The sequence below is a fragment of the Virgibacillus flavescens genome, assembly GCF_050574275.1.
GTDB lineage: Bacteria > Bacillota > Bacilli > Bacillales > Amphibacillaceae > Virgibacillus_F > Virgibacillus_F flavescens.
Genome location: NZ_CP192260.1, coordinates 3,269,757 through 3,286,086, shown reverse-complemented (window position 1 = coordinate 3,286,086; position 16,330 = coordinate 3,269,757). Strand labels below are relative to the sequence as shown.

The 16,330-nt window shown below is 36.2% G+C and carries 28 protein-coding genes; 22 read left to right on the top strand and 6 right to left on the bottom strand.

Annotation, left to right across the window (positions count from 1 at the left end):
- Nucleotides 1-94 precede the first annotated feature (94 nt).
- Nucleotides 95-562, bottom strand: coding sequence for a DinB family protein (locus tag VBD025_RS16660; RefSeq protein WP_430787514.1), 468 nt, complete (start codon nt 560-562; stop codon nt 95-97).
- Between the two features lie 205 nt (nt 563-767).
- On the opposite strand from VBD025_RS16660, the gene VBD025_RS16655 reads away from it, so the two are divergent.
- From VBD025_RS16655 to VBD025_RS16575, 17 genes are all read left to right on the top strand, one after another.
- Nucleotides 768-1,316 carry a GNAT family N-acetyltransferase gene (locus tag VBD025_RS16655; protein ID WP_430787512.1) on the top strand — a complete coding sequence of 183 codons (549 nt, stop codon included), beginning with the start codon at nt 768-770 and terminating at the stop codon, nt 1,314-1,316.
- Nucleotides 1,317-1,387: 71 nt separating this feature from the next.
- On the top strand, nt 1,388-1,903 hold the full coding sequence (locus VBD025_RS16650) for a topology modulation protein (protein ID WP_430787510.1): 516 nt from the start codon (nt 1,388-1,390) through the stop codon (nt 1,901-1,903).
- Nucleotides 1,904-2,031: 128 nt separating this feature from the next.
- Complete coding sequence (locus tag VBD025_RS16645) at nt 2,032-2,202, top strand: hypothetical protein (RefSeq protein WP_430787508.1); 171 nt, start codon at nt 2,032-2,034, stop codon at nt 2,200-2,202.
- Between the two features lie 16 nt (nt 2,203-2,218).
- Nucleotides 2,219-2,452: a hypothetical protein gene (locus VBD025_RS16640; RefSeq protein ID WP_430787506.1), complete on the top strand. Its 234-nt coding sequence runs from the start codon at nt 2,219-2,221 to the stop codon at nt 2,450-2,452.
- A 76-nt stretch (nt 2,453-2,528) separates the two neighbouring features.
- On the top strand, nt 2,529-3,017 hold the full coding sequence (locus tag VBD025_RS16635) for a GNAT family N-acetyltransferase (protein WP_430787504.1): 489 nt from the start codon (nt 2,529-2,531) through the stop codon (nt 3,015-3,017).
- Between the two features lie 34 nt (nt 3,018-3,051).
- Complete coding sequence (locus VBD025_RS16630; RefSeq protein WP_430787502.1) at nt 3,052-3,750, top strand: hypothetical protein; 699 nt, start codon at nt 3,052-3,054, stop codon at nt 3,748-3,750.
- A 199-nt stretch (nt 3,751-3,949) separates the two neighbouring features.
- Nucleotides 3,950-4,405: an SRPBCC family protein gene (locus VBD025_RS16625; RefSeq protein WP_430787500.1), complete on the top strand. Its 456-nt coding sequence runs from the start codon at nt 3,950-3,952 to the stop codon at nt 4,403-4,405.
- A 41-nt stretch (nt 4,406-4,446) separates the two neighbouring features.
- Nucleotides 4,447-4,632 carry a hypothetical protein gene (locus tag VBD025_RS16620; RefSeq protein ID WP_430787498.1) on the top strand — a complete coding sequence of 62 codons (186 nt, stop codon included), beginning with the start codon at nt 4,447-4,449 and terminating at the stop codon, nt 4,630-4,632.
- Between the two features lie 13 nt (nt 4,633-4,645).
- Complete coding sequence (locus VBD025_RS16615) at nt 4,646-5,080, top strand: hypothetical protein (RefSeq protein ID WP_430787496.1); 435 nt, start codon at nt 4,646-4,648, stop codon at nt 5,078-5,080.
- A 51-nt stretch (nt 5,081-5,131) separates the two neighbouring features.
- Nucleotides 5,132-5,314: a hypothetical protein gene (locus tag VBD025_RS16610; RefSeq protein ID WP_430787494.1), complete on the top strand. Its 183-nt coding sequence runs from the start codon at nt 5,132-5,134 to the stop codon at nt 5,312-5,314.
- A 17-nt stretch (nt 5,315-5,331) separates the two neighbouring features.
- The gene (locus VBD025_RS16605) at nt 5,332-5,511 is read left to right on the top strand and encodes a hypothetical protein (protein WP_430787492.1); all 180 of its coding nucleotides are present in this window, start codon (nt 5,332-5,334) and stop codon (nt 5,509-5,511) included.
- 10 nt (nt 5,512-5,521) lie between these two features.
- Entirely contained in the window at nt 5,522-5,761 is a 240-nt protein-coding gene (locus VBD025_RS16600; protein WP_430787490.1) for a hypothetical protein, read from the top strand.
- 137 nt (nt 5,762-5,898) lie between these two features.
- Nucleotides 5,899-6,573, top strand: coding sequence for a DUF5694 domain-containing protein (locus tag VBD025_RS16595; RefSeq protein WP_430787488.1), 675 nt, complete (start codon nt 5,899-5,901; stop codon nt 6,571-6,573).
- Between the two features lie 48 nt (nt 6,574-6,621).
- Nucleotides 6,622-7,467 carry a hypothetical protein gene (locus VBD025_RS16590; RefSeq protein WP_430787486.1) on the top strand — a complete coding sequence of 282 codons (846 nt, stop codon included), beginning with the start codon at nt 6,622-6,624 and terminating at the stop codon, nt 7,465-7,467.
- Nucleotides 7,468-7,541: 74 nt separating this feature from the next.
- On the top strand, nt 7,542-7,745 hold the full coding sequence (locus VBD025_RS16585) for a hypothetical protein (protein ID WP_430787484.1): 204 nt from the start codon (nt 7,542-7,544) through the stop codon (nt 7,743-7,745).
- A gap of 114 nt (nt 7,746-7,859) precedes the next feature.
- Nucleotides 7,860-8,231 (top strand): iron chaperone, encoded by a 372-nt coding sequence (locus tag VBD025_RS16580; RefSeq protein ID WP_430787482.1) that lies wholly within the window; start codon nt 7,860-7,862, stop codon nt 8,229-8,231.
- A gap of 13 nt (nt 8,232-8,244) precedes the next feature.
- Nucleotides 8,245-8,748, top strand: coding sequence for a DinB family protein (locus VBD025_RS16575; RefSeq protein WP_430787480.1), 504 nt, complete (start codon nt 8,245-8,247; stop codon nt 8,746-8,748).
- A gap of 77 nt (nt 8,749-8,825) precedes the next feature.
- Here the strand turns inward: VBD025_RS16575 and VBD025_RS16570 are convergent, their stop codons facing one another.
- On the bottom strand, nt 8,826-9,338 hold the full coding sequence (locus VBD025_RS16570; RefSeq protein ID WP_430787478.1) for an SRPBCC family protein: 513 nt from the start codon (nt 9,336-9,338) through the stop codon (nt 8,826-8,828).
- 239 nt (nt 9,339-9,577) lie between these two features.
- Here VBD025_RS16570 and VBD025_RS16565 point away from each other — a divergent pair, with 239 nt between their 5' ends.
- On the top strand, nt 9,578-10,144 hold the full coding sequence (locus tag VBD025_RS16565) for a nucleotidyltransferase family protein (RefSeq protein WP_430787476.1): 567 nt from the start codon (nt 9,578-9,580) through the stop codon (nt 10,142-10,144).
- Between the two features lie 69 nt (nt 10,145-10,213).
- On the top strand, nt 10,214-11,032 hold the full coding sequence (locus VBD025_RS16560) for an MBL fold metallo-hydrolase (protein ID WP_430787474.1): 819 nt from the start codon (nt 10,214-10,216) through the stop codon (nt 11,030-11,032).
- Nucleotides 11,033-11,082: 50 nt separating this feature from the next.
- Here VBD025_RS16560 and VBD025_RS16555 read toward each other — a convergent pair whose 3' ends face one another.
- On the bottom strand, nt 11,083-11,808 hold the full coding sequence (locus tag VBD025_RS16555) for a ZIP family metal transporter (RefSeq protein WP_430787472.1): 726 nt from the start codon (nt 11,806-11,808) through the stop codon (nt 11,083-11,085).
- Between the two features lie 285 nt (nt 11,809-12,093).
- Here VBD025_RS16555 and VBD025_RS16550 point away from each other — a divergent pair, with 285 nt between their 5' ends.
- A complete protein-coding gene (locus tag VBD025_RS16550; RefSeq protein ID WP_430787470.1) occupies nt 12,094-12,657 on the top strand; it encodes a copper resistance CopC family protein in 564 nt (187 codons plus the stop codon).
- Nucleotides 12,658-12,668: 11 nt separating this feature from the next.
- The gene (locus VBD025_RS16545; RefSeq protein ID WP_430787468.1) at nt 12,669-13,814 is read left to right on the top strand and encodes a copper resistance D family protein; all 1,146 of its coding nucleotides are present in this window, start codon (nt 12,669-12,671) and stop codon (nt 13,812-13,814) included.
- Between the two features lie 81 nt (nt 13,815-13,895).
- Here VBD025_RS16545 and VBD025_RS16540 read toward each other — a convergent pair whose 3' ends face one another.
- Entirely contained in the window at nt 13,896-14,312 is a 417-nt protein-coding gene (locus VBD025_RS16540; protein WP_430787466.1) for a disulfide oxidoreductase, read from the bottom strand.
- Nucleotide 14,313: 1 nt separating this feature from the next.
- Nucleotides 14,314-14,988, bottom strand: a complete 675-nt coding sequence (locus VBD025_RS16535) for a DsbA family protein (protein ID WP_430787464.1) — start codon at nt 14,986-14,988, stop codon at nt 14,314-14,316.
- A gap of 267 nt (nt 14,989-15,255) precedes the next feature.
- Here VBD025_RS16535 and VBD025_RS16530 point away from each other — a divergent pair, with 267 nt between their 5' ends.
- Entirely contained in the window at nt 15,256-15,711 is a 456-nt protein-coding gene (locus VBD025_RS16530) for a GNAT family N-acetyltransferase (RefSeq protein ID WP_430791470.1), read from the top strand.
- A 38-nt stretch (nt 15,712-15,749) separates the two neighbouring features.
- Here VBD025_RS16530 and VBD025_RS16525 read toward each other — a convergent pair whose 3' ends face one another.
- Nucleotides 15,750-16,271 (bottom strand): cysteine hydrolase family protein, encoded by a 522-nt coding sequence (locus tag VBD025_RS16525; protein ID WP_430787462.1) that lies wholly within the window; start codon nt 16,269-16,271, stop codon nt 15,750-15,752.
- Between the last annotated feature and the right edge of the window lie 59 nt (nt 16,272-16,330).

Here is a 16,330-nt window from a genome sequence, read left to right as displayed (position 1 = left end):
AGTGAGGGTGAAAAGATAGAGTATTGCTAGCTACCACTTTTTCAATGACTTCATTATATACCCACCAGGGTCTTGAACGGAAAATTATGAAAACTCATTCTGCATGCAAACATTTCTTAATATCCTGGATAGCCTGGAGGTGCATGCCTTCATGGAAACTTGTCCAAAGCAGAACTTGCTCAATCGTAGTCATCCCCCGTATTTCCGTTGGTGGAAACGCTTCTTCCAATCGATCACCATACGCTTGTTTAATTTTTGGAAGCTGTCCTTTAAGTAATGCTCTTAACTCTAAAAGCGACGGTGTTTCGGATGTGAATTTTTCTGGAGAGGTGTCCCATCCAAACCATTCCTCGAATTGCTCAGGTACATCTACTTCTTCGTTAATTAATGTTTTAATCCACATATATTGTTCCGTATAAACGTGTCCTAAATTCCATCGAATATTGTTTCTGAAACCTTTAGGTATCGCTTCAGCTTCCGTTTCTGTGACGTCTGCTACTTTTAGCAGGTAGTCCCTAAAGCTTTCCAATTGGTTAAAAAAAATCTCTTGGCGCTGTTTCATGCATAATCCTCCCTTAAATTCTATATATATTCTTATTCGACAAAATATAACGCATTCCCTTTAAGTTTGTTGTAAATAGTTAAAAGGATTCCGCTTAAAACGTTTTAAAGAGAAGTGAACGATTTACATAAAGTTTTCTGTTAAAATAATACTTTAAATAGCTATTTGTAAGAATAAAAAGAGTCTATAAACTAGGAGTGAAAGAATGTTTAAAAGTAACCGTATTCATTTAAGGAAAGTTGAGATGAGTGACACAGAAACGTATCATAATTGGAGAAATAACATGGAAGTAATGGAGAACACCTTACCGGATCTAGATGTTAATACAATAGGTGATACGGAAGATTTTATAAAGAGTATCTGTAATTCTGCTTCATCCAAAAGTTACATGATTGAACTAAACGAAAATAATGATTCAATAGGTGTTGTTTCGCTTATTAACATTGATTTCAAGAATCGTAATGCGGAATGTATTATTGATATTGGTAATCAGAAATATTGGGGGAATGGTTACGGAAAAGAAGCGATGGATCTGCTACTAGATTATAGTTTTTCAGAAATGAACTTACATAAGCTCTATTTAAGAGTCTTTTCATTTAATCAAAGAGCCATTAAATTATATGAACGGATGGGCTTTGTGAAGGAAGGAGAACAAAGAGAACAGTTATTTAGAAATGGAAAATGGCAAGGAATTACTTATATGGCAATTTTTCAAGAAAGTCATCTAAGCAGTAAAGAGCCTGAAAACTATTAATAAAAATTAGACTTTTCATAAAAAAGATATATAATAGAATACTACAAATTAACAAGGGGCTGGTATGGGCAATGGATCGTATTATGGTTATGGGAGTATCAGCGGGTGTTGGGAAATCAACCTTTGCACGTGAACTCGGGAAAAAACTTGGCATTAGCGTTTGCCATTTGGATACGTTGTTCTGGAAACCTGGTTGGGTACAGGCTTCTCTTGAAGAGTTTGCAGCAGGTCAGCAGGAAATTGTTAAGAAAGACAAGTGGATTATGGAAGGGAATTACAGCAATACAACTGAGATTCGCGCAGAAATGGCCGATACCATAATTTATTTAGAGCTACCGCTGCGTGTTTGTCTGTACCGGGTCCTGAAGCGGTGGATTACGAACTTAGGTACAAACAGACCTGATATGGGAGATGGCTGTACAGAAAAAATGGATTTCGCATTTATAAAGTTTATTATTACGACGTACTACCCACGAAAGAAAAATACAACTGCTCGTTTTCAAAGCCTTCAGGAGATTGGTTCTCATAAAAAAATTATTACCCTAAAGAGCAAGAAAGAAATCCGGACTTATTTAGCAACTTTATGAAGAAATGGCACAGTTCAAATGGACTGGCCATTTTTTTAGTTTCTTGTTATTTCACAATGCATTCTGAATATTTGTGTTAAAATAGTTACATAAATACAGAAATTGTATAAAAATGTGGAGGAATCTCTGTGAACGAAACTATAAGCCAGATAATAAATGTTTCCGGAATTATTTTTGGTCTGCTTATGTTTTTCTTGTCATTAAAAAAAGGGTTAGGTAAAGAAAAATATTGGATAATCCTTTCAATCTCTATCGTTTTTATGTGCACAACTTCTTTTGTACTAACACTTTCTAAATAAAGATAGGTGGGTTACTTTGAAGGTATTGAGGAAAGTGAATTTAGTTTTATTTATTCTGATTGTAAGTGTATTTGGTTATTATTTGATTACTGGAAGGAACTTGATACCTGAGTATTTATATTTTCCGATTACAGGCTATGTGTTTTTCATTAGTGGATTAGAAGAATTAAGTAAGAAAGAAAAAGACAAAATACTAGGTTCTGCATACATAGGAGTAGGAATAGTTGGATTGTTGTCGAATTTTCTTTAGTCGAAGGAAAATGAGTTTAAAAGTACTGAAATTTTTATCCATTAAGGGTCGCGACCGTTACAAATAGGAGGTTCACATGTTGATCACCTTAGAAAAAATTTCAAAAGATGATGAAAAAGTACTCCAGAATCTTATGCAGTATTATATATACGAGTTTAGTAGATACATAACTGAAATCAAGTTAGAAGAAAACGGTGCTTACGATCCCTTTAATTTGGAAAAGTACTGCGAGGAACCAAACTTTCATGCGTATTTGATTAAGCTGGGTGAAGAATTAATCGGTTTTGTACTTGTTGAGAGTGAAGCTGAAGAATGCCCTAATACGATCCATGAATTTTTTATTATAGCTAAGTACGAAGGCAAAGGATTTGGAAAGGAAGCAGCACATCAAATTTTTAAATGGTTCCCAGGGAAATGGAAACTAACGCAAATTGAAAAAAATTATCGAGCCCAGGCGTTCTGGAGAAGTTTAATCTTTAAACTTACAGATGGAAATGTCACAGAACGATATGGTGAAAACAGATTATCGATACAGGAGTTCCATACAGATTCATTTATAAAATAGATACACATTGCATGTCAAAATAAAGGATGGTTTTATGAGGTTAAAAGTAGGGTTGATCATTATATTATGTGCGATTCTATCAGCATGTACAAACAATGAAACTATTGTTGAAGGAAAAATAGAAGTTATAAATCCTAAAGAGAAGACTGCAGTTATTTATGTAGGGGATACATTAACGGAAAAACAAAGAAATAATTTTGATTTTGATGAATATGAAAAATACATCGAAGCATTTCTTGTGCAAATGGATAAGAGTACGGTTATTGATGGCGAGGTAGAAAGTATTAGCGATCTTACAATTGGTCAAAAAGTAAAAGTTGAAATTAAGGGTGAATATGAAAAGGAACTCGTAACGCCTCATACACTCTATGAAAATCAATCGAAACTTCCGGATTATAAACCAGAAAAAATAACGGTGATACCCTATACCAAACAAGAAATTGTCAAAGAAATGACTGTGGACGAAGGGAATTATGGATTGTTTATTTATAACCTTGAACCTAACGAGAAAGGAAAAATTGGAGACTTTCCTGAAGCTGTTACGGATGCCCATTTCCAAGTGATACATACCGTTCCTTCGACGGGTAGCAAAGTCAAGAATACAAAAGAATTGCTGGGGTTATACGAAGACTCTCCAACGTATATCGTTACTGACGATAAAGAAATTATATACAAAACAGATAATGAAGAAAGTCTAGTGAAGTTTGTGAAATCGTTAGAGACGAGGGAGTAAATACTGCTCTAGGGAAGCTAAAGAAAGTTTCCTAACACCAAGAATTGAAATTGGAGGGGTTCTATGAGCACGATTATAGATATTCTTATTGGTGTAGGGATTGTCTTTTTTATCCTATTTACCTTTTTGATTTTCACCGTCTTCCAAAAGCGAAAATAATTAACCTGAACTGAGATTTATATATAAAAGGAGACAATCCATGCCTATTATTACACATAAGGAACGCGTACATGCATCTTTAGAAGTATGCTTTGATCTTGCAAGAGATGTTGATATACATACAATAACCACGAGTGAAACGAAGGAAAAAGCTGTTGGTGGTGTGACAAAAGGAGTAATGGAGGAAGGAGACACCGTTACGTGGGAAGCCACTCACTTAGGCGTTAAACAAAGGCTGACTGCTAAAGTGACACATATGGATCGGCCAAACGAGTTTGTTGATATTATGCTGAAGGGTGCCTTCAAATCTTTTACCCATACACATCAATTCCTGGATGATAATGGTGCGACGCTTATGATTGATATATTTGAATATAAGTCACCATTCGGTCCGCTTGGAGTGATCGCTGACAAACTGTTTTTAGAGCGATACATGACAGCATTTTTAGCTTCCCGTGCAAAAGAATTAAGAAAAATCGCAGAAGAGAAGAAGTAATCCGTCTAAGCAATACAACATTTATGTTTAGGAGTGAGAGAATGATTAAACGATTTTTTAAGACCGTGGCAGGCTGGATTGTAGGAGTAATAATAGCGGGATTCATAATGAGTTTATGGAAGAATGAAGAAGTAGATTGGGATCAAGTTGTCTTTCTGAGTATAGCTGGAATAATCGGTGCAGGCATTGTTTTAGGGATTAAATACACTGCAAGAAATAAAGAATAAGGGGGGGCAAGAAATGGTTTATCATTCTATGTCAAAAAATCCATTATATTTGTTTTTCTTTGTAATTCTACTGAATGCCATCAATGAAAGTTCCAGATTTTCCTTATACTTTGTCTCTTTAACTCTCATAATGCTGTTTCTAGCTATTATTCGATTTACTTTCAAAATAAATGATCATTTAGAATATAGAATTATGTTCTTCCATATATGTATCTATAAGAAAGAAATTTCTCCTGACCAAATTGTTCAAATGAAATTTAAAAGAACGGGATGGTCTCAAAAAATGGCCGCAATCCAACTAAAAAAAGGATTAGGTATCCGGGTCATCGATTTTAAACCGGAAACAGTCCATGAAAATCTAATTAGATTTGCTGAAAAGCATGATGTCTCCGTATCTAAATCCAAAGATTATGTGATTTTGGAGAAGTTACGCTGGGATGTAAACTGAATTAATATTTCCAGGAATCGAGAGTTTATTTAATAATGAAGGGGGTTAAAAATGTTATCAGCAATAGGAGGAATTTATATAGGCGACATTATTATCCAATTAGTTTTTCTATTAATGATTATAACAACAGTTATAGGCGTGATTTCGTTTACAGTCAAAAGTAACAAAAAACAAAAGCGATTGGAAAGAGTGGAAGAAAAGTTGGATGAACTATTGTCGAAAAAAAGCGAGTGACAATGGAGGACCATAGAATGAATTGGAACGTATTAAAAGATGTAAAGTCGATGCTTGGTTTTATTATATCTTTCATACTCGGAGCAATCGCAATACTAGCAGCAAGTTTTGATAACGAATACTGGGTTGTATTTTCTATCGCGGCAATGTTTTTCACTACCGTTAGCGTAATAAGGGCAGGCAAATTAACAGGGTAGGGGGGATAGTATGGATACATTTAATTGGATTGTTTTTCTGTGGCAGGTTTCATTTATAGTTTCCATTATCACTTTCCTGTATGGAATATTTAAGGGTTCATGGGTCTGTTTATTGATCAGCACTGTAACATTCCTGCCGATAGCTTATTATTTCAACGGTGCCAATAACGGGTTCAGGCTGATTGCATTAATTCCGATACTTATCGTTGTGTTAGCTATTATTACTTGGAGAAAAACGAGAAAAGCATAATTTAGATAGAAAAACCAGTTCAGTTGTTATGAGGTAGAAATTGATTTAAATGGGGGGAGATTACTATTAAGGGTAAACCAACAATAATAATTCTTGGTACAGACCATTTACATAACCCTGATAATGGTGATTTGGTTATGCCTCAAACTAAAAATATCCATACAATAAAGAGGCAGAAGGAAATTAAACATGCAATAAATTGTCTGCTAAAATATAATCCTACAAAAGTAGCATTAGAAGTATTAACAGAAAATCAAACTCAACTTAATCAGGAGTATAAGGCTTATCTAGCAGGAGAATTTCAACTTATAGCAAACGAAAGACATCAATTTGGATTTCAACTAGCTAAGGAATCTGGCCATAAAGAGTTATTTGCTGTCGATTGGAACGATAAGAACGGAGATGTACCTCAAGTTGACGAGTGGGTTAGTGAAAATAATTCTAAGCGATTTGATGAGGTAGCGGCTAAAGGACAAGCGATGAAAGTAGAGTCCGAGAGATATTTTAACAGTCATACCATGAAAGAATATTTACGTTGGCTTAACGACCGGAACAATGTACAATCTAACCATAGTATGTATATGAAACTTGCCCTTATAGGGAATGAAAATATGCATATAGGAGCAATGTGGACTGCGCAGTATTGGTATTTTCGTAATATGGTTATCTATAAAAACTTAGTGGATTTGGTAACATCGGATCATGAAAGAATTTTTGTGCTGTATGGTGCAGGGCACCTTTACTTGTTAAATCAGTTCTTGCAGGAAAGTGAAATTTTTAATGTTGAGTACGCTCAAGATTACCTAACGTAAATTAGTAGATACGCTATACAAACTACATCAATTAAAGGACTAATAATCATGCATAAAATTAGATTAAAAGATTTCATGCCATATGCATTGATGCTGCCTTCCATCCTTATTGGGACACTAGCAATGATTTCGTATGGTGTTTCGTCAAGTATTTGGATTCAAAATATACTGATTTGGATTCTAGGCACTGCTGTTAGCTGTGCATTTTTAATTCGGAGCCGAAAAAAACATGGCAGTAAAAATGATTTCATTCCGGCTATTATCATACTAGCTTTATTACTGTTCCCTTTTGGGTTTAGTGGTATAGAAGGCATTCATCGGTGGTTAGCTGTTGGACCAATAAATCTTTATGTAGCAAGTATCTTTTTGCCTCTATTACTTATCTATTTATGGAAATTATCAGTAAAACACCATGAACGTTATGTAGTAAGTCTAACCGTTATCGTATTGGTAATACTGCTGCTTCAGCCAGATGCTGGGCAAGTAACCGCGTTTGCATGTGCTGCTGCAATAATCCTGTGGAAGCAAGGTACTAACAAGACGCTAAAGGTATTGATTCTATCACTTTCAGCCATTGCGGTTATCCTCTCATGGATTTTCCTCGATAATCTAGCACCTGTCGCTTATGTAGAAGACATTATCTTTTTAGTTGCAGATATGGGAGCGGGCATGTTGATCTTGGGGACTCTGTCTCTCGTACTGTTAGTAATTCCGTTCTTTGTTTTGGGTAATGTATCGATCGCCTCGCAATCGTTAGGCGTTTATTTTCTAATGATGATGGCGGTAACCTTCATTGGGAACTTTCCCATGCCAGTCATGGGATACGGAACATCGCCGATAATAGGGTACTTGATTGCTGTTACGTGGGTTGTTAAAAGGAATGCCGCTGCTTAATACTTTATGCCTCCAATGTTTACAATAGAGTGATTAAGGATAAAGGCTCTAAACGGCCAAAGGAGGAATAAACAATGCAAAATAATGATAAAAAGTCATCAGAAAATAATAATGATCATATTGAAAAACAAAACAAGCTGGACAAAGATAAAGAACAGCTTTTCGTGGATGATATTCCGATGGAAGATTTGAAGATTGAACAGGATGACGAAAAGAAAAAGTCGAAATCAAAAGACGCCTCCCAGAGTGAGCGAAAGTATAATAAAAATGATAAATAGTATAGATAAATAAATGTGAAAGAGGTGCTTCGAAATGGAAGTGCCTCTTTTGTTTATTAAACTATGGTAAACTCTATTGTAGAAGGTAATCTATAATAAAGGAGTGGGTATAACATGAAAGTTTTTCCAGAATACCTAGCTGGTATTGATAACCCCGACCACCGAGAACGCTTAGAGGAAATTTTTACTTGGATTGCGAAACAATTCCCGAATTTAGAAACGGAAATCAAATGGAATACACCAATGTTTACTGATCACGGCACATTTATCCTTGGTATTGATATGGCGAAACAGCATGTAAGCGTGGCGCCGGAATATGCAGCCATGGAGCGCTTTGCTGATGATATAGCAGAAGCAGGATACAGTTCTACCAAAGGCTTGTTTCGGATTAAGTGGAATCAAACGGTGAATTATGAATTGCTGCAGAAAATAGTTGAGTTTAATATTCAGGATAAAGAAGACTGTTCAACCTTTTGGCGGAAGTAAGGAGGGAAAATAGATGTATGTAACAGTTTCAGACTTCATTAAAGAATGGAACAAGGAATCCTTATTAACACAAAATGTTTTAGAGGGTTTGACAGATGAATCGTTAAAGCAGCAAGTATACCCAGGAGGGCGTACGCTAGGAAGAATTGTCTGGCATTTTACAACAAATATCCCAGAATATCTAGCTCATTTCGGGTTGAAAGTAGATGCAGTAGAACATACAGATAATGTCCCGAACTCTGCTAAAGAAATTGCTGAAGCCTTTAAAGGAATAAGTACTTATGCAACCCAAGTCATTGAAGAACAATGGACAGATGGAACGCTGAAGGAAGTGCAAACTGCATTTGGCAGGGAAGAAACAAACGCTCAAATTTTAATGGGATTAATCAAGCACATTATTCATCATCGCGGACAAGTTACTATTCTTATGCGTCAGGCTGGAATCAAACCTTTTGGAGTTTATGGACCGCCAAAAGAAGATTGGATTCATTTAGGTGTGGAAAATCCACCACTTTAATAGGGGTGAATGAGAATCTTACATTCGTATCAAAAAACGCTTGGATTAGTAACCAAGCGTTTTTTGCATGCTACGGATTAAACTTGACTCTTCAAGTATTCATCCAAACACTCGTTTTGAGAAGAAAATCCTTCGATCATTCCCATTTCCATGATTTTGTTCAACTCTTCTTCAGAAGGAAATTTAGAGATGAAAACAATGTTTGTTTTTCCATCTTCTTCGTGAAAGGTCATGGTAATGTCAATTGGTGGCATCATATCAGATGTATTGCCTTCTTCATCAGAGAATACATCCAGATATTCAATCTTCTCAGGAACCGTGATGTTTTTATAAATTGCCTTTCCCCAAGACTGCTGACCGTAAAATTCTCCCTGGCTTTCATCGTTGCATGTCATACAATAATGCCAAACGCCTTCAGGATAAAATTCAAACCTTTGATTTTCCGTATCCCATCCCTTTGGCCCCCACCAGGCGGCCAAGTGTTCAGAATCTGAAAACATCTTAAACAAGACATCTCGTGGTGCATCAAACGTGCGCTCCATAATCAAATCAGGTCCATCCACCTTTACTGTCATTTCCTTGGAATCCATTCTTTTTCCTCCTTTTAACGATCTTTTTTGCCGTTCAGTGTTGTAGTATAAATATATACCAATAGGAACAATTTTGTCCATATAAATAAACAGAAAATTACAAGGCTTGGGAATGTAATTTATGGTATATTTAAAAAAGACTAATTAAATTGAAAATTATAGATTGGTAAAATAAAGTCAATAAAAAGGCAATAATTTCCTGGGCAATAACGCGATAGGAAACAAGGAGGGGAGCGGCCATGATTATAAATACGGAAGAAGAATTTCTGGAACTAGTGAGCCAGGACCGCGAAATGATGTCTGTGTTGAGAATTGTCGAATCATTAGATTTGCCTGACTGGTGGGTCTGTGCTGGATTCGTTCGATCGAAAATCTGGGATATCCAACATGGATTTTCAGCACCAACTCAGTTACCCGATGTAGACGTTATTTATTTTGATGGAGAGAATCAAAGTGAAATGGAAGACCTGAAGTTGGAAAAATTATTGAAGCAAATACGTGAGGCTGTTCCCTGGTCCGTAAAAAACCAGGCGAGAATGCACACCGTGAATGGAGTAGCGCCTTACACATCTTCTGTGGATGCGATATCGAAATTTCCAGAAACAGCTACTTCGCTTGGACTGAAATTAGACCAAAATGGCAGTTTGAAACTCGTGGCACCACATGGCCTGGATGATGCTTTACATATGAAAGTAAGACCAACGCCTCATTTTGTAAAAGAGAATATGCTAGATAAATATAAAGATAGAGTTTCAAGGAAGAGATGGTCGGAGAAATGGTGGAAGGTTGAAGTAGAACAAATATAGCTCAGTAAACGCTTATTTCATGGCGAAGTCCTATTTAGAAAAAAATATGTAATAGAGGAGAAGATTAATATGATTCAATTTGAGAGAGAGAATATAACTGTTTTTCAAAGTTCATTATATATGACCACCTCGGCAATTATTAATTCCGAAGAAGCGATTATTATGACAGATCCGAACTGGTTGCCAAATGAAGTGGAAGAAATAAAGAACTATATAAATGAAAATTTAGGTGACAAGCAATTGTATATTATTTATACGCATAGTGATTTTGATCACATCATTGGTGCGGGGGCATTCCCGGATGCAAAAGTTATTGCGTCAAAACAATTCGTTAACAATCCCAATCCTCACAAGGAAGAAAAGGTGCAGAAAATACATAAGTTTGATAGTGGAAATTATATACAGCGAAACTATACACCAACATATCCTGCCGTTGATATTATCGTTTCAGATGAAGGAGAAAAGTTAGAAATAGGTCCACTAACCTTAACGTTTTACCATGCAACAGGTCATACCAATGATGGTTTATTTACAGTTATTGAACCATATGGCATTTTTCTATCAGGTGATTATTTATCAGATGTAGAGTTCCCATTTATATTCAGTAGTTACAAAGACTATGTAACTACGATGAAGACAGCTGAGCAAATTTTAGTGAAGCATGATATACACGTGCATGTTCCTGGTCATGGATCCACTACAGAAAAGCTGGAGGAAATAAATAACAGATTGCATGTATCAAAACATTATTTAAATGAATTAGTGCAAGAAGACAATGACTTAGAGAACTATTTGCGGAAACGGTTCACCTTTTTTGAAGGAATAAAAAGTGTACATACTGAAAATGTGAAAATTGCTAAGCGAGAAGTGAATTCGACTGATAAATAGTTTTTTTTACATTTTCTACTGTAGCCTGAAACCTGGTCAGTTAGTATGGCTTAACTTACTAGATATAGATAAATATAAATAGAACCAAACCCAATCATTCCAACGCCAATTGCGTAAAAAATCGAGGAGTTTTTGATGGCCTGACTTCCGATTTCTTTTATGGCTACCAGGAATATAATAGCGATCGCAAGGTTTATCAAAAAAGCAGTTATGGAAGGAATGCCGATGGTAAATTGTTGTCCGATTAAGGCACCTGCAGCAATCGGAACTGCTAGTATAGCAGTAAACAATAACCAGGTTAGGATGCCAAATCCGGCTAGAAACAAAGGGGTAAAGATTATTATCCCTTCTGGTATATTGTGTAAAATAAGTGTCGTCACCATCATGCTTCCAATTTCTGTTCCGATTGTTGGACCAAGCGCCATGCCAACAGGAAAATTATGAATCGCAATACTAATGGTGAGGAGGACGCCAGAACGAACAAATACATCCTTTTGGGCACTATTAGTAATAATAATAATGTTATCCATAAGGCGATGAATCAGCAGAAATAATACGATTCCTGCTGTTATTCCTATAGCCAGAACAACCCATCCGCCTAATTCAATGCTTTCAGGAATCATTTCTAAAAATAGTAATCCCATTATCATTCCTGCGCATATCGCATAAATAAAGGCAAATCTCTGTTGCATCCCCTTCAGTATCCATGCAAGTATACCGCCGACACCAATACCAAGTGCAGAAGCGAACGCGCCAATTACCCATGCTGAACTCATGATATCGCTCCTTCAGTAATGTCTTAGTTATGTATATTATCGTGAAAATAATCTAGTACAACTTGACTTGCACTTAAGGTCGTACATAATATGAGCATATGATAATATATGCAGATAAAGAAGTGAGTATTTTATGTGAGATAAAAAATGGCCACTGTCAAAAAGACGGGGGCTTTTATACATACTTATTTTGACAAATTCCGAACAGTTGCGGAAAGAGAAAGTCATGATACTGAAATACTGTTATGATTGCAGGTAACTAGAAGAAAATGAAAGGAAGATTACATGGTTAAGATTAAAATGAGCTTTTTATTATGCGCTGCTATGGTATTGACACTAATTATCCCTGCCGTTGCAAATGCGCATTCCGGATTGGAGAATGCAACTCCAGAGGCAGGTTCGACTATCAAAGAAGAGATAAAAACGGTAGAATTAGATTTTAATACGAAGGTTGAAAATGGCAGTTCCTTATTCTTGATAAATGATGAAGGGACCAAATTCGAACCAAAAATTCTCGAGATCAATGACGATGTTATAAAAGGTACCTTTCAAGATTCAATTAATCCAGGTACCTATAAAGTCAATTGGAATATAGTTGGGGCGGACGGACATCCGATTGAAGGTACGTATTCCTTCACCGTTACAGGTTCAAAAAAAGATGATACTTCAAATCAAGATGAACAAACAACAACTGATGAAGACCAAAGCAGCCCTGACAAACAAAATGCATCTGAGGAGCGAAGCAGTACAGATAATAATGAACCTTTTATAAATGGAATAATCATCTTTTTAGTAGGTGCAACACTAGTGCTGGTAGCTTGGCTGGTCTTCAGTAAACGTAAAAAGTAGGAGGAATTTTAATGCTTTATGTCGTATTTGCTGAATTTATCTTATACATTTGTTTTTCTGTGCTCATAGGCTCTTTAATTTTATTTATTGTTCCTGAGGATAAAAAACCGCTCATACTTATACCCAAAAAAATATTGGTTCTAGCTGTTGGTTTAATTCCTGTCGCAGCATTTTTCCCAGTGTTTCAAACGGCCAGTATCCTCGCTGCTAATATGGACTTAGCTTTTGTTTTAAAAAATGTTATCTTCACATTTGAAATCGGAAAATCATGGTTGTTTATAACCATTGTTTCCGTCATTCTAATGATTGTATTGTTACGTAAAAACAGTACAGAGAAGCGGCATTTACTTGTATGGGCGTTGGTTCTTAGCCTGCTGATGCTTGTTGGTTATACGCGTTCCAGCCATGCTGCAACGATTACCGAGTGGCAAGGATTTATTTTTCAAACACTGCATTTTCTTTCTGTTGTCGTTTGGATTGGTATTCTTTTTATCGTAAGTTGGTTTGCAAAAAATAAAACGAACTGGCTGGCATTTCTGAGATGGTTTACACCTGTAGCATTGACTTGTCTTACCATAACGATTGTGGCTGGGTATTTCATCATGAAATTTGACATAAATTCGTATGATGCTCCTGATGCGTCAATTGTTCAAGACTACCAAAACAGCCTCCTCGTCAATTATGGACAATCTCTATTAGTAAAACACATTTTCATCCTTTCTTTGGTGCTATTTGCACTTACGAACGGATTTCTTTTCAGAAGGAAGTATGGACAGGAATCCTACAACCCCTTGAAGTGGGCGCGGCTTGAGAGTGTATATGCATTAATCGTTTTTGGATTGACGGCCTTTATGGGACAATCATGGCCACCGCACCAAATTTACAGCTTACTAAAGACAGAGGGAGCTTCTCCACTTTTTAAAGCAGTTTATGATGGAGAGATACTTAATAGATATCAGCAAGCAGAAAGCAACACAGTATTGAATGTAACCATGACATTAGGTGTGGATAGTTTTGTCTTATTTGGTTTAGCTATTATATTTCTTGCAGTGACCCTTTTTGCAGCTACTATTAGAAAATCTGTCTTTGTTTCAACCTTTGCCTCCTTGTTAATGATTCTCGCCATCTATCTGGGAATAATGGTTGGCATCAGGTAGTCTGCTGGGGATAGTTTTCTAACTTAATTACGTAAAAATAAAAAGATGTGCTGTTCATTAGGAACGGCACATCTTTCGTATTTAATCACGAGATTTCAGGGAGATCATTAAAATTGTAATTAAGGTAAACGCAATTAGCGCAAGGAAAGGGATAGTAATAAATCCAAGCCAATTGATATATTCCATGGTGCATGGCACGCCATTTACGCATGGCTTTATTTCGGCAAACCCTGGAACCTTCTGCTCTAAATAATGAAATAGGGAAATAGCAGCACCAATAACACTTATGGGAAGTACATATTTTTTAACAGACAAATCACTTCGAAATGTAGCTATTCCTAGAAGAAGTGTTAATGGGTACATGGCGATCCGTTGGTACCAGCACAGTTCACACGGAATAAAATCTTTAATTTCACTGAAATATAAACTTCCGAATGTTGCTATTAAAGCAACCAACCAAGCAAAGTATAAGAAAAGCTGTTTATTAGCTGTTTTCATACTATTGATCCTCTAACTTTTCTTCTATGACCTGCTTAATTGCCTCGTAATCAAAAGGGTCTTCAATCATGGTTCCACCTACCATAATTGTTGGAGTAAGTTCGACACCGAATTCAGTCACCATTTCCTCATCTTTATTCAATGCATCCATTGCTTCCTGATTTTCAATAGCTGATTTTAATTTACTGGTATCAATACTAGGTATGCCACTCGCTACTTCGAGTATTTTTTCAGTTGTAACCCATTTACTGTCATGATTGCTTGGCTGCGCATTAAAAAGTGCCTTATGAAATTCCCAGTAGGCATCCGGGCTTTGCTTATAAACTGATTCCGCTGCTAGTGATGCTAATGTGGACTCTTTACCGTGAAATTGCACATTAACGAATGAGAACTTCACCTTACCAGTATCAACGTAGTCATTTATCAATTTAGGATAGATATCGGTTCCCCAAACCTTACAAGCAGGACACTTAAAGTCACCGAATTCGACAACAGTTACGGGTGCATCGGAATCCCCTACTGTAGGTTGTCCGCTAATGGAGGGTTGTTTATTACTCGTATTTCCATCGCTTGATTCAGAATTATTATTGCTCAAAACAACTAAAGCCGTTAGTAATGCAACAATCACTAACGTTACAATCACAGCAATTTTAAATGGTGAACTATTTCGTTTCATTAAAGCACCTCTTTATCGTTTAATAAATCAATTTTACCATCAATGTTAACTTGACCAGAATTAATTAGTTATTGTTCAAATAGTTGTCATAAGTATAAGATTGATACATCTATTAGTTTACTAGTAATTGGCATTTGTTACCAGTAAATTATGCTTGTCCTTTCATTTACTTGTATGCATATTATCAGCTACTGGAAAAATTATCTATCAATGATTATACTGAAATTATCGTTTTATCGTGGGGCACCAAGACAATACAAGGAGGAAATGAACTTGGAAAATGTAAAAATCAAACAATTAACAAATGAAAATTGGTATGATTGCTGTGAATTAGAATTGTCGGATGAACAAGCGGCATACATGGAATCGAATGCTGTTTCAATAGCTCAATCGAAGTTTGAACCAACATTACAAACGTTTGCGATATACCTGGATGAACAGGTCGTCGGGTTTGTCATGTTCAATTCAGTCAAAGAAGAGCTTGATGGGTATTGGGTCTACCGAATTATGATAGACAAAAAATTGCAAGGAATGGGGATAGGTAAAGCTGCTACTAAGTTAATGCTTGCCGAGATGTCTAAATTACCAGATGCCAATATAATTGTAGTAGGCTATCATCCAGAAAATACGGGTGCGCATAACCTTTACGCTAGTCTAGGCTTTATCGATAAGGGAGACCGATTCGGTAAAGAAATGGCAGTAATCAAATATATGGAAAAGTAAGGTGAAAATAAGTGCTGAAAAAACGATCTATCAATGAATTATGCTGAAGTTATTTCCTGAAGCGTTTTGGTTTCAGCGAACCAGCGTAAAACTTCGTTGTGATGGTTAATAATTTGTCGAGCAGAGATTTCTTCTTTATCAAAGGTACTGTGACAATCAATTGCTAGGGTTACATCATAGTTTAAGCTGAAGCCACTGCGGCATGTAGAATCGATGCATGCCTCTGTTTGGATACCAGTTACGATTAAATGGTTAACTTCCATATTGTTCAGTATATTTTTTAGGTCCGTTTCATAAAAGCTGTCCGGTGTATGTTTCTCGATTACGATATCACCATTTTGCGGCTTTATTACTTCATGAATTTCCCAACCAGGCGTATTTTTTTCGAGAGGGCTATTAGCAGGACCGTTATGTTGTATGTATATCAAGGGCAGGTTATGCTCTCTGGCAAAAGTAATCATCCTAGTTATATTTTCCAGCAGCAGATTTCCTTTTGAAACTGATGTATCCATTGTAAACATACCTTTTTGTACATCGATTATTAATAGAACAGATGTCAAAATAATTCCTCCTTGTAATGAGAACGTTTATTCTATTCTATCCCCCTTTTATTGGAATT

What these genes read in the sequence shown, in the direction of transcription:
- VBD025_RS16660 (WP_430787514.1), bottom strand. Translation starts at nt 562, where the DNA reads ATGAAACAGCGCCAAGAGATTTTTTTTAACCAATTGGAAAGCTTTAGG.
- VBD025_RS16655 (WP_430787512.1), top strand. Translation starts at nt 768, where the DNA reads ATGTTTAAAAGTAACCGTATTCATTTAAGGAAAGTTGAGATGAGTGAC.
- VBD025_RS16650 (WP_430787510.1), top strand. Translation starts at nt 1,388, where the DNA reads ATGGATCGTATTATGGTTATGGGAGTATCAGCGGGTGTTGGGAAATCA.
- VBD025_RS16635 (WP_430787504.1), top strand. Translation starts at nt 2,529, where the DNA reads ATGTTGATCACCTTAGAAAAAATTTCAAAAGATGATGAAAAAGTACTC.
- VBD025_RS16630 (WP_430787502.1), top strand. Translation starts at nt 3,052, where the DNA reads ATGAGGTTAAAAGTAGGGTTGATCATTATATTATGTGCGATTCTATCA.
- VBD025_RS16625 (WP_430787500.1), top strand. Translation starts at nt 3,950, where the DNA reads ATGCCTATTATTACACATAAGGAACGCGTACATGCATCTTTAGAAGTA.
- VBD025_RS16620 (WP_430787498.1), top strand. Translation starts at nt 4,447, where the DNA reads ATGATTAAACGATTTTTTAAGACCGTGGCAGGCTGGATTGTAGGAGTA.
- VBD025_RS16615 (WP_430787496.1), top strand. Translation starts at nt 4,646, where the DNA reads ATGGTTTATCATTCTATGTCAAAAAATCCATTATATTTGTTTTTCTTT.
- VBD025_RS16610 (WP_430787494.1), top strand. Translation starts at nt 5,132, where the DNA reads ATGTTATCAGCAATAGGAGGAATTTATATAGGCGACATTATTATCCAA.
- VBD025_RS16605 (WP_430787492.1), top strand. Translation starts at nt 5,332, where the DNA reads ATGAATTGGAACGTATTAAAAGATGTAAAGTCGATGCTTGGTTTTATT.
- VBD025_RS16600 (WP_430787490.1), top strand. Translation starts at nt 5,522, where the DNA reads ATGGATACATTTAATTGGATTGTTTTTCTGTGGCAGGTTTCATTTATA.
- VBD025_RS16595 (WP_430787488.1), top strand. Translation starts at nt 5,899, where the DNA reads ATGCCTCAAACTAAAAATATCCATACAATAAAGAGGCAGAAGGAAATT.
- VBD025_RS16590 (WP_430787486.1), top strand. Translation starts at nt 6,622, where the DNA reads ATGCATAAAATTAGATTAAAAGATTTCATGCCATATGCATTGATGCTG.
- VBD025_RS16585 (WP_430787484.1), top strand. Translation starts at nt 7,542, where the DNA reads ATGCAAAATAATGATAAAAAGTCATCAGAAAATAATAATGATCATATT.
- VBD025_RS16580 (WP_430787482.1), top strand. Translation starts at nt 7,860, where the DNA reads ATGAAAGTTTTTCCAGAATACCTAGCTGGTATTGATAACCCCGACCAC.
- VBD025_RS16575 (WP_430787480.1), top strand. Translation starts at nt 8,245, where the DNA reads ATGTATGTAACAGTTTCAGACTTCATTAAAGAATGGAACAAGGAATCC.
- VBD025_RS16570 (WP_430787478.1), bottom strand. Translation starts at nt 9,338, where the DNA reads ATGGATTCCAAGGAAATGACAGTAAAGGTGGATGGACCTGATTTGATT.
- VBD025_RS16565 (WP_430787476.1), top strand. Translation starts at nt 9,578, where the DNA reads ATGATTATAAATACGGAAGAAGAATTTCTGGAACTAGTGAGCCAGGAC.
- VBD025_RS16560 (WP_430787474.1), top strand. Translation starts at nt 10,214, where the DNA reads ATGATTCAATTTGAGAGAGAGAATATAACTGTTTTTCAAAGTTCATTA.
- VBD025_RS16555 (WP_430787472.1), bottom strand. Translation starts at nt 11,808, where the DNA reads ATGAGTTCAGCATGGGTAATTGGCGCGTTCGCTTCTGCACTTGGTATT.
- VBD025_RS16550 (WP_430787470.1), top strand. Translation starts at nt 12,094, where the DNA reads ATGGTTAAGATTAAAATGAGCTTTTTATTATGCGCTGCTATGGTATTG.
- VBD025_RS16545 (WP_430787468.1), top strand. Translation starts at nt 12,669, where the DNA reads ATGCTTTATGTCGTATTTGCTGAATTTATCTTATACATTTGTTTTTCT.
- VBD025_RS16540 (WP_430787466.1), bottom strand. Translation starts at nt 14,312, where the DNA reads ATGAAAACAGCTAATAAACAGCTTTTCTTATACTTTGCTTGGTTGGTT.
- VBD025_RS16535 (WP_430787464.1), bottom strand. Translation starts at nt 14,988, where the DNA reads ATGAAACGAAATAGTTCACCATTTAAAATTGCTGTGATTGTAACGTTA.
- VBD025_RS16530 (WP_430791470.1), top strand. Translation starts at nt 15,256, where the DNA reads ATGAACTTGGAAAATGTAAAAATCAAACAATTAACAAATGAAAATTGG.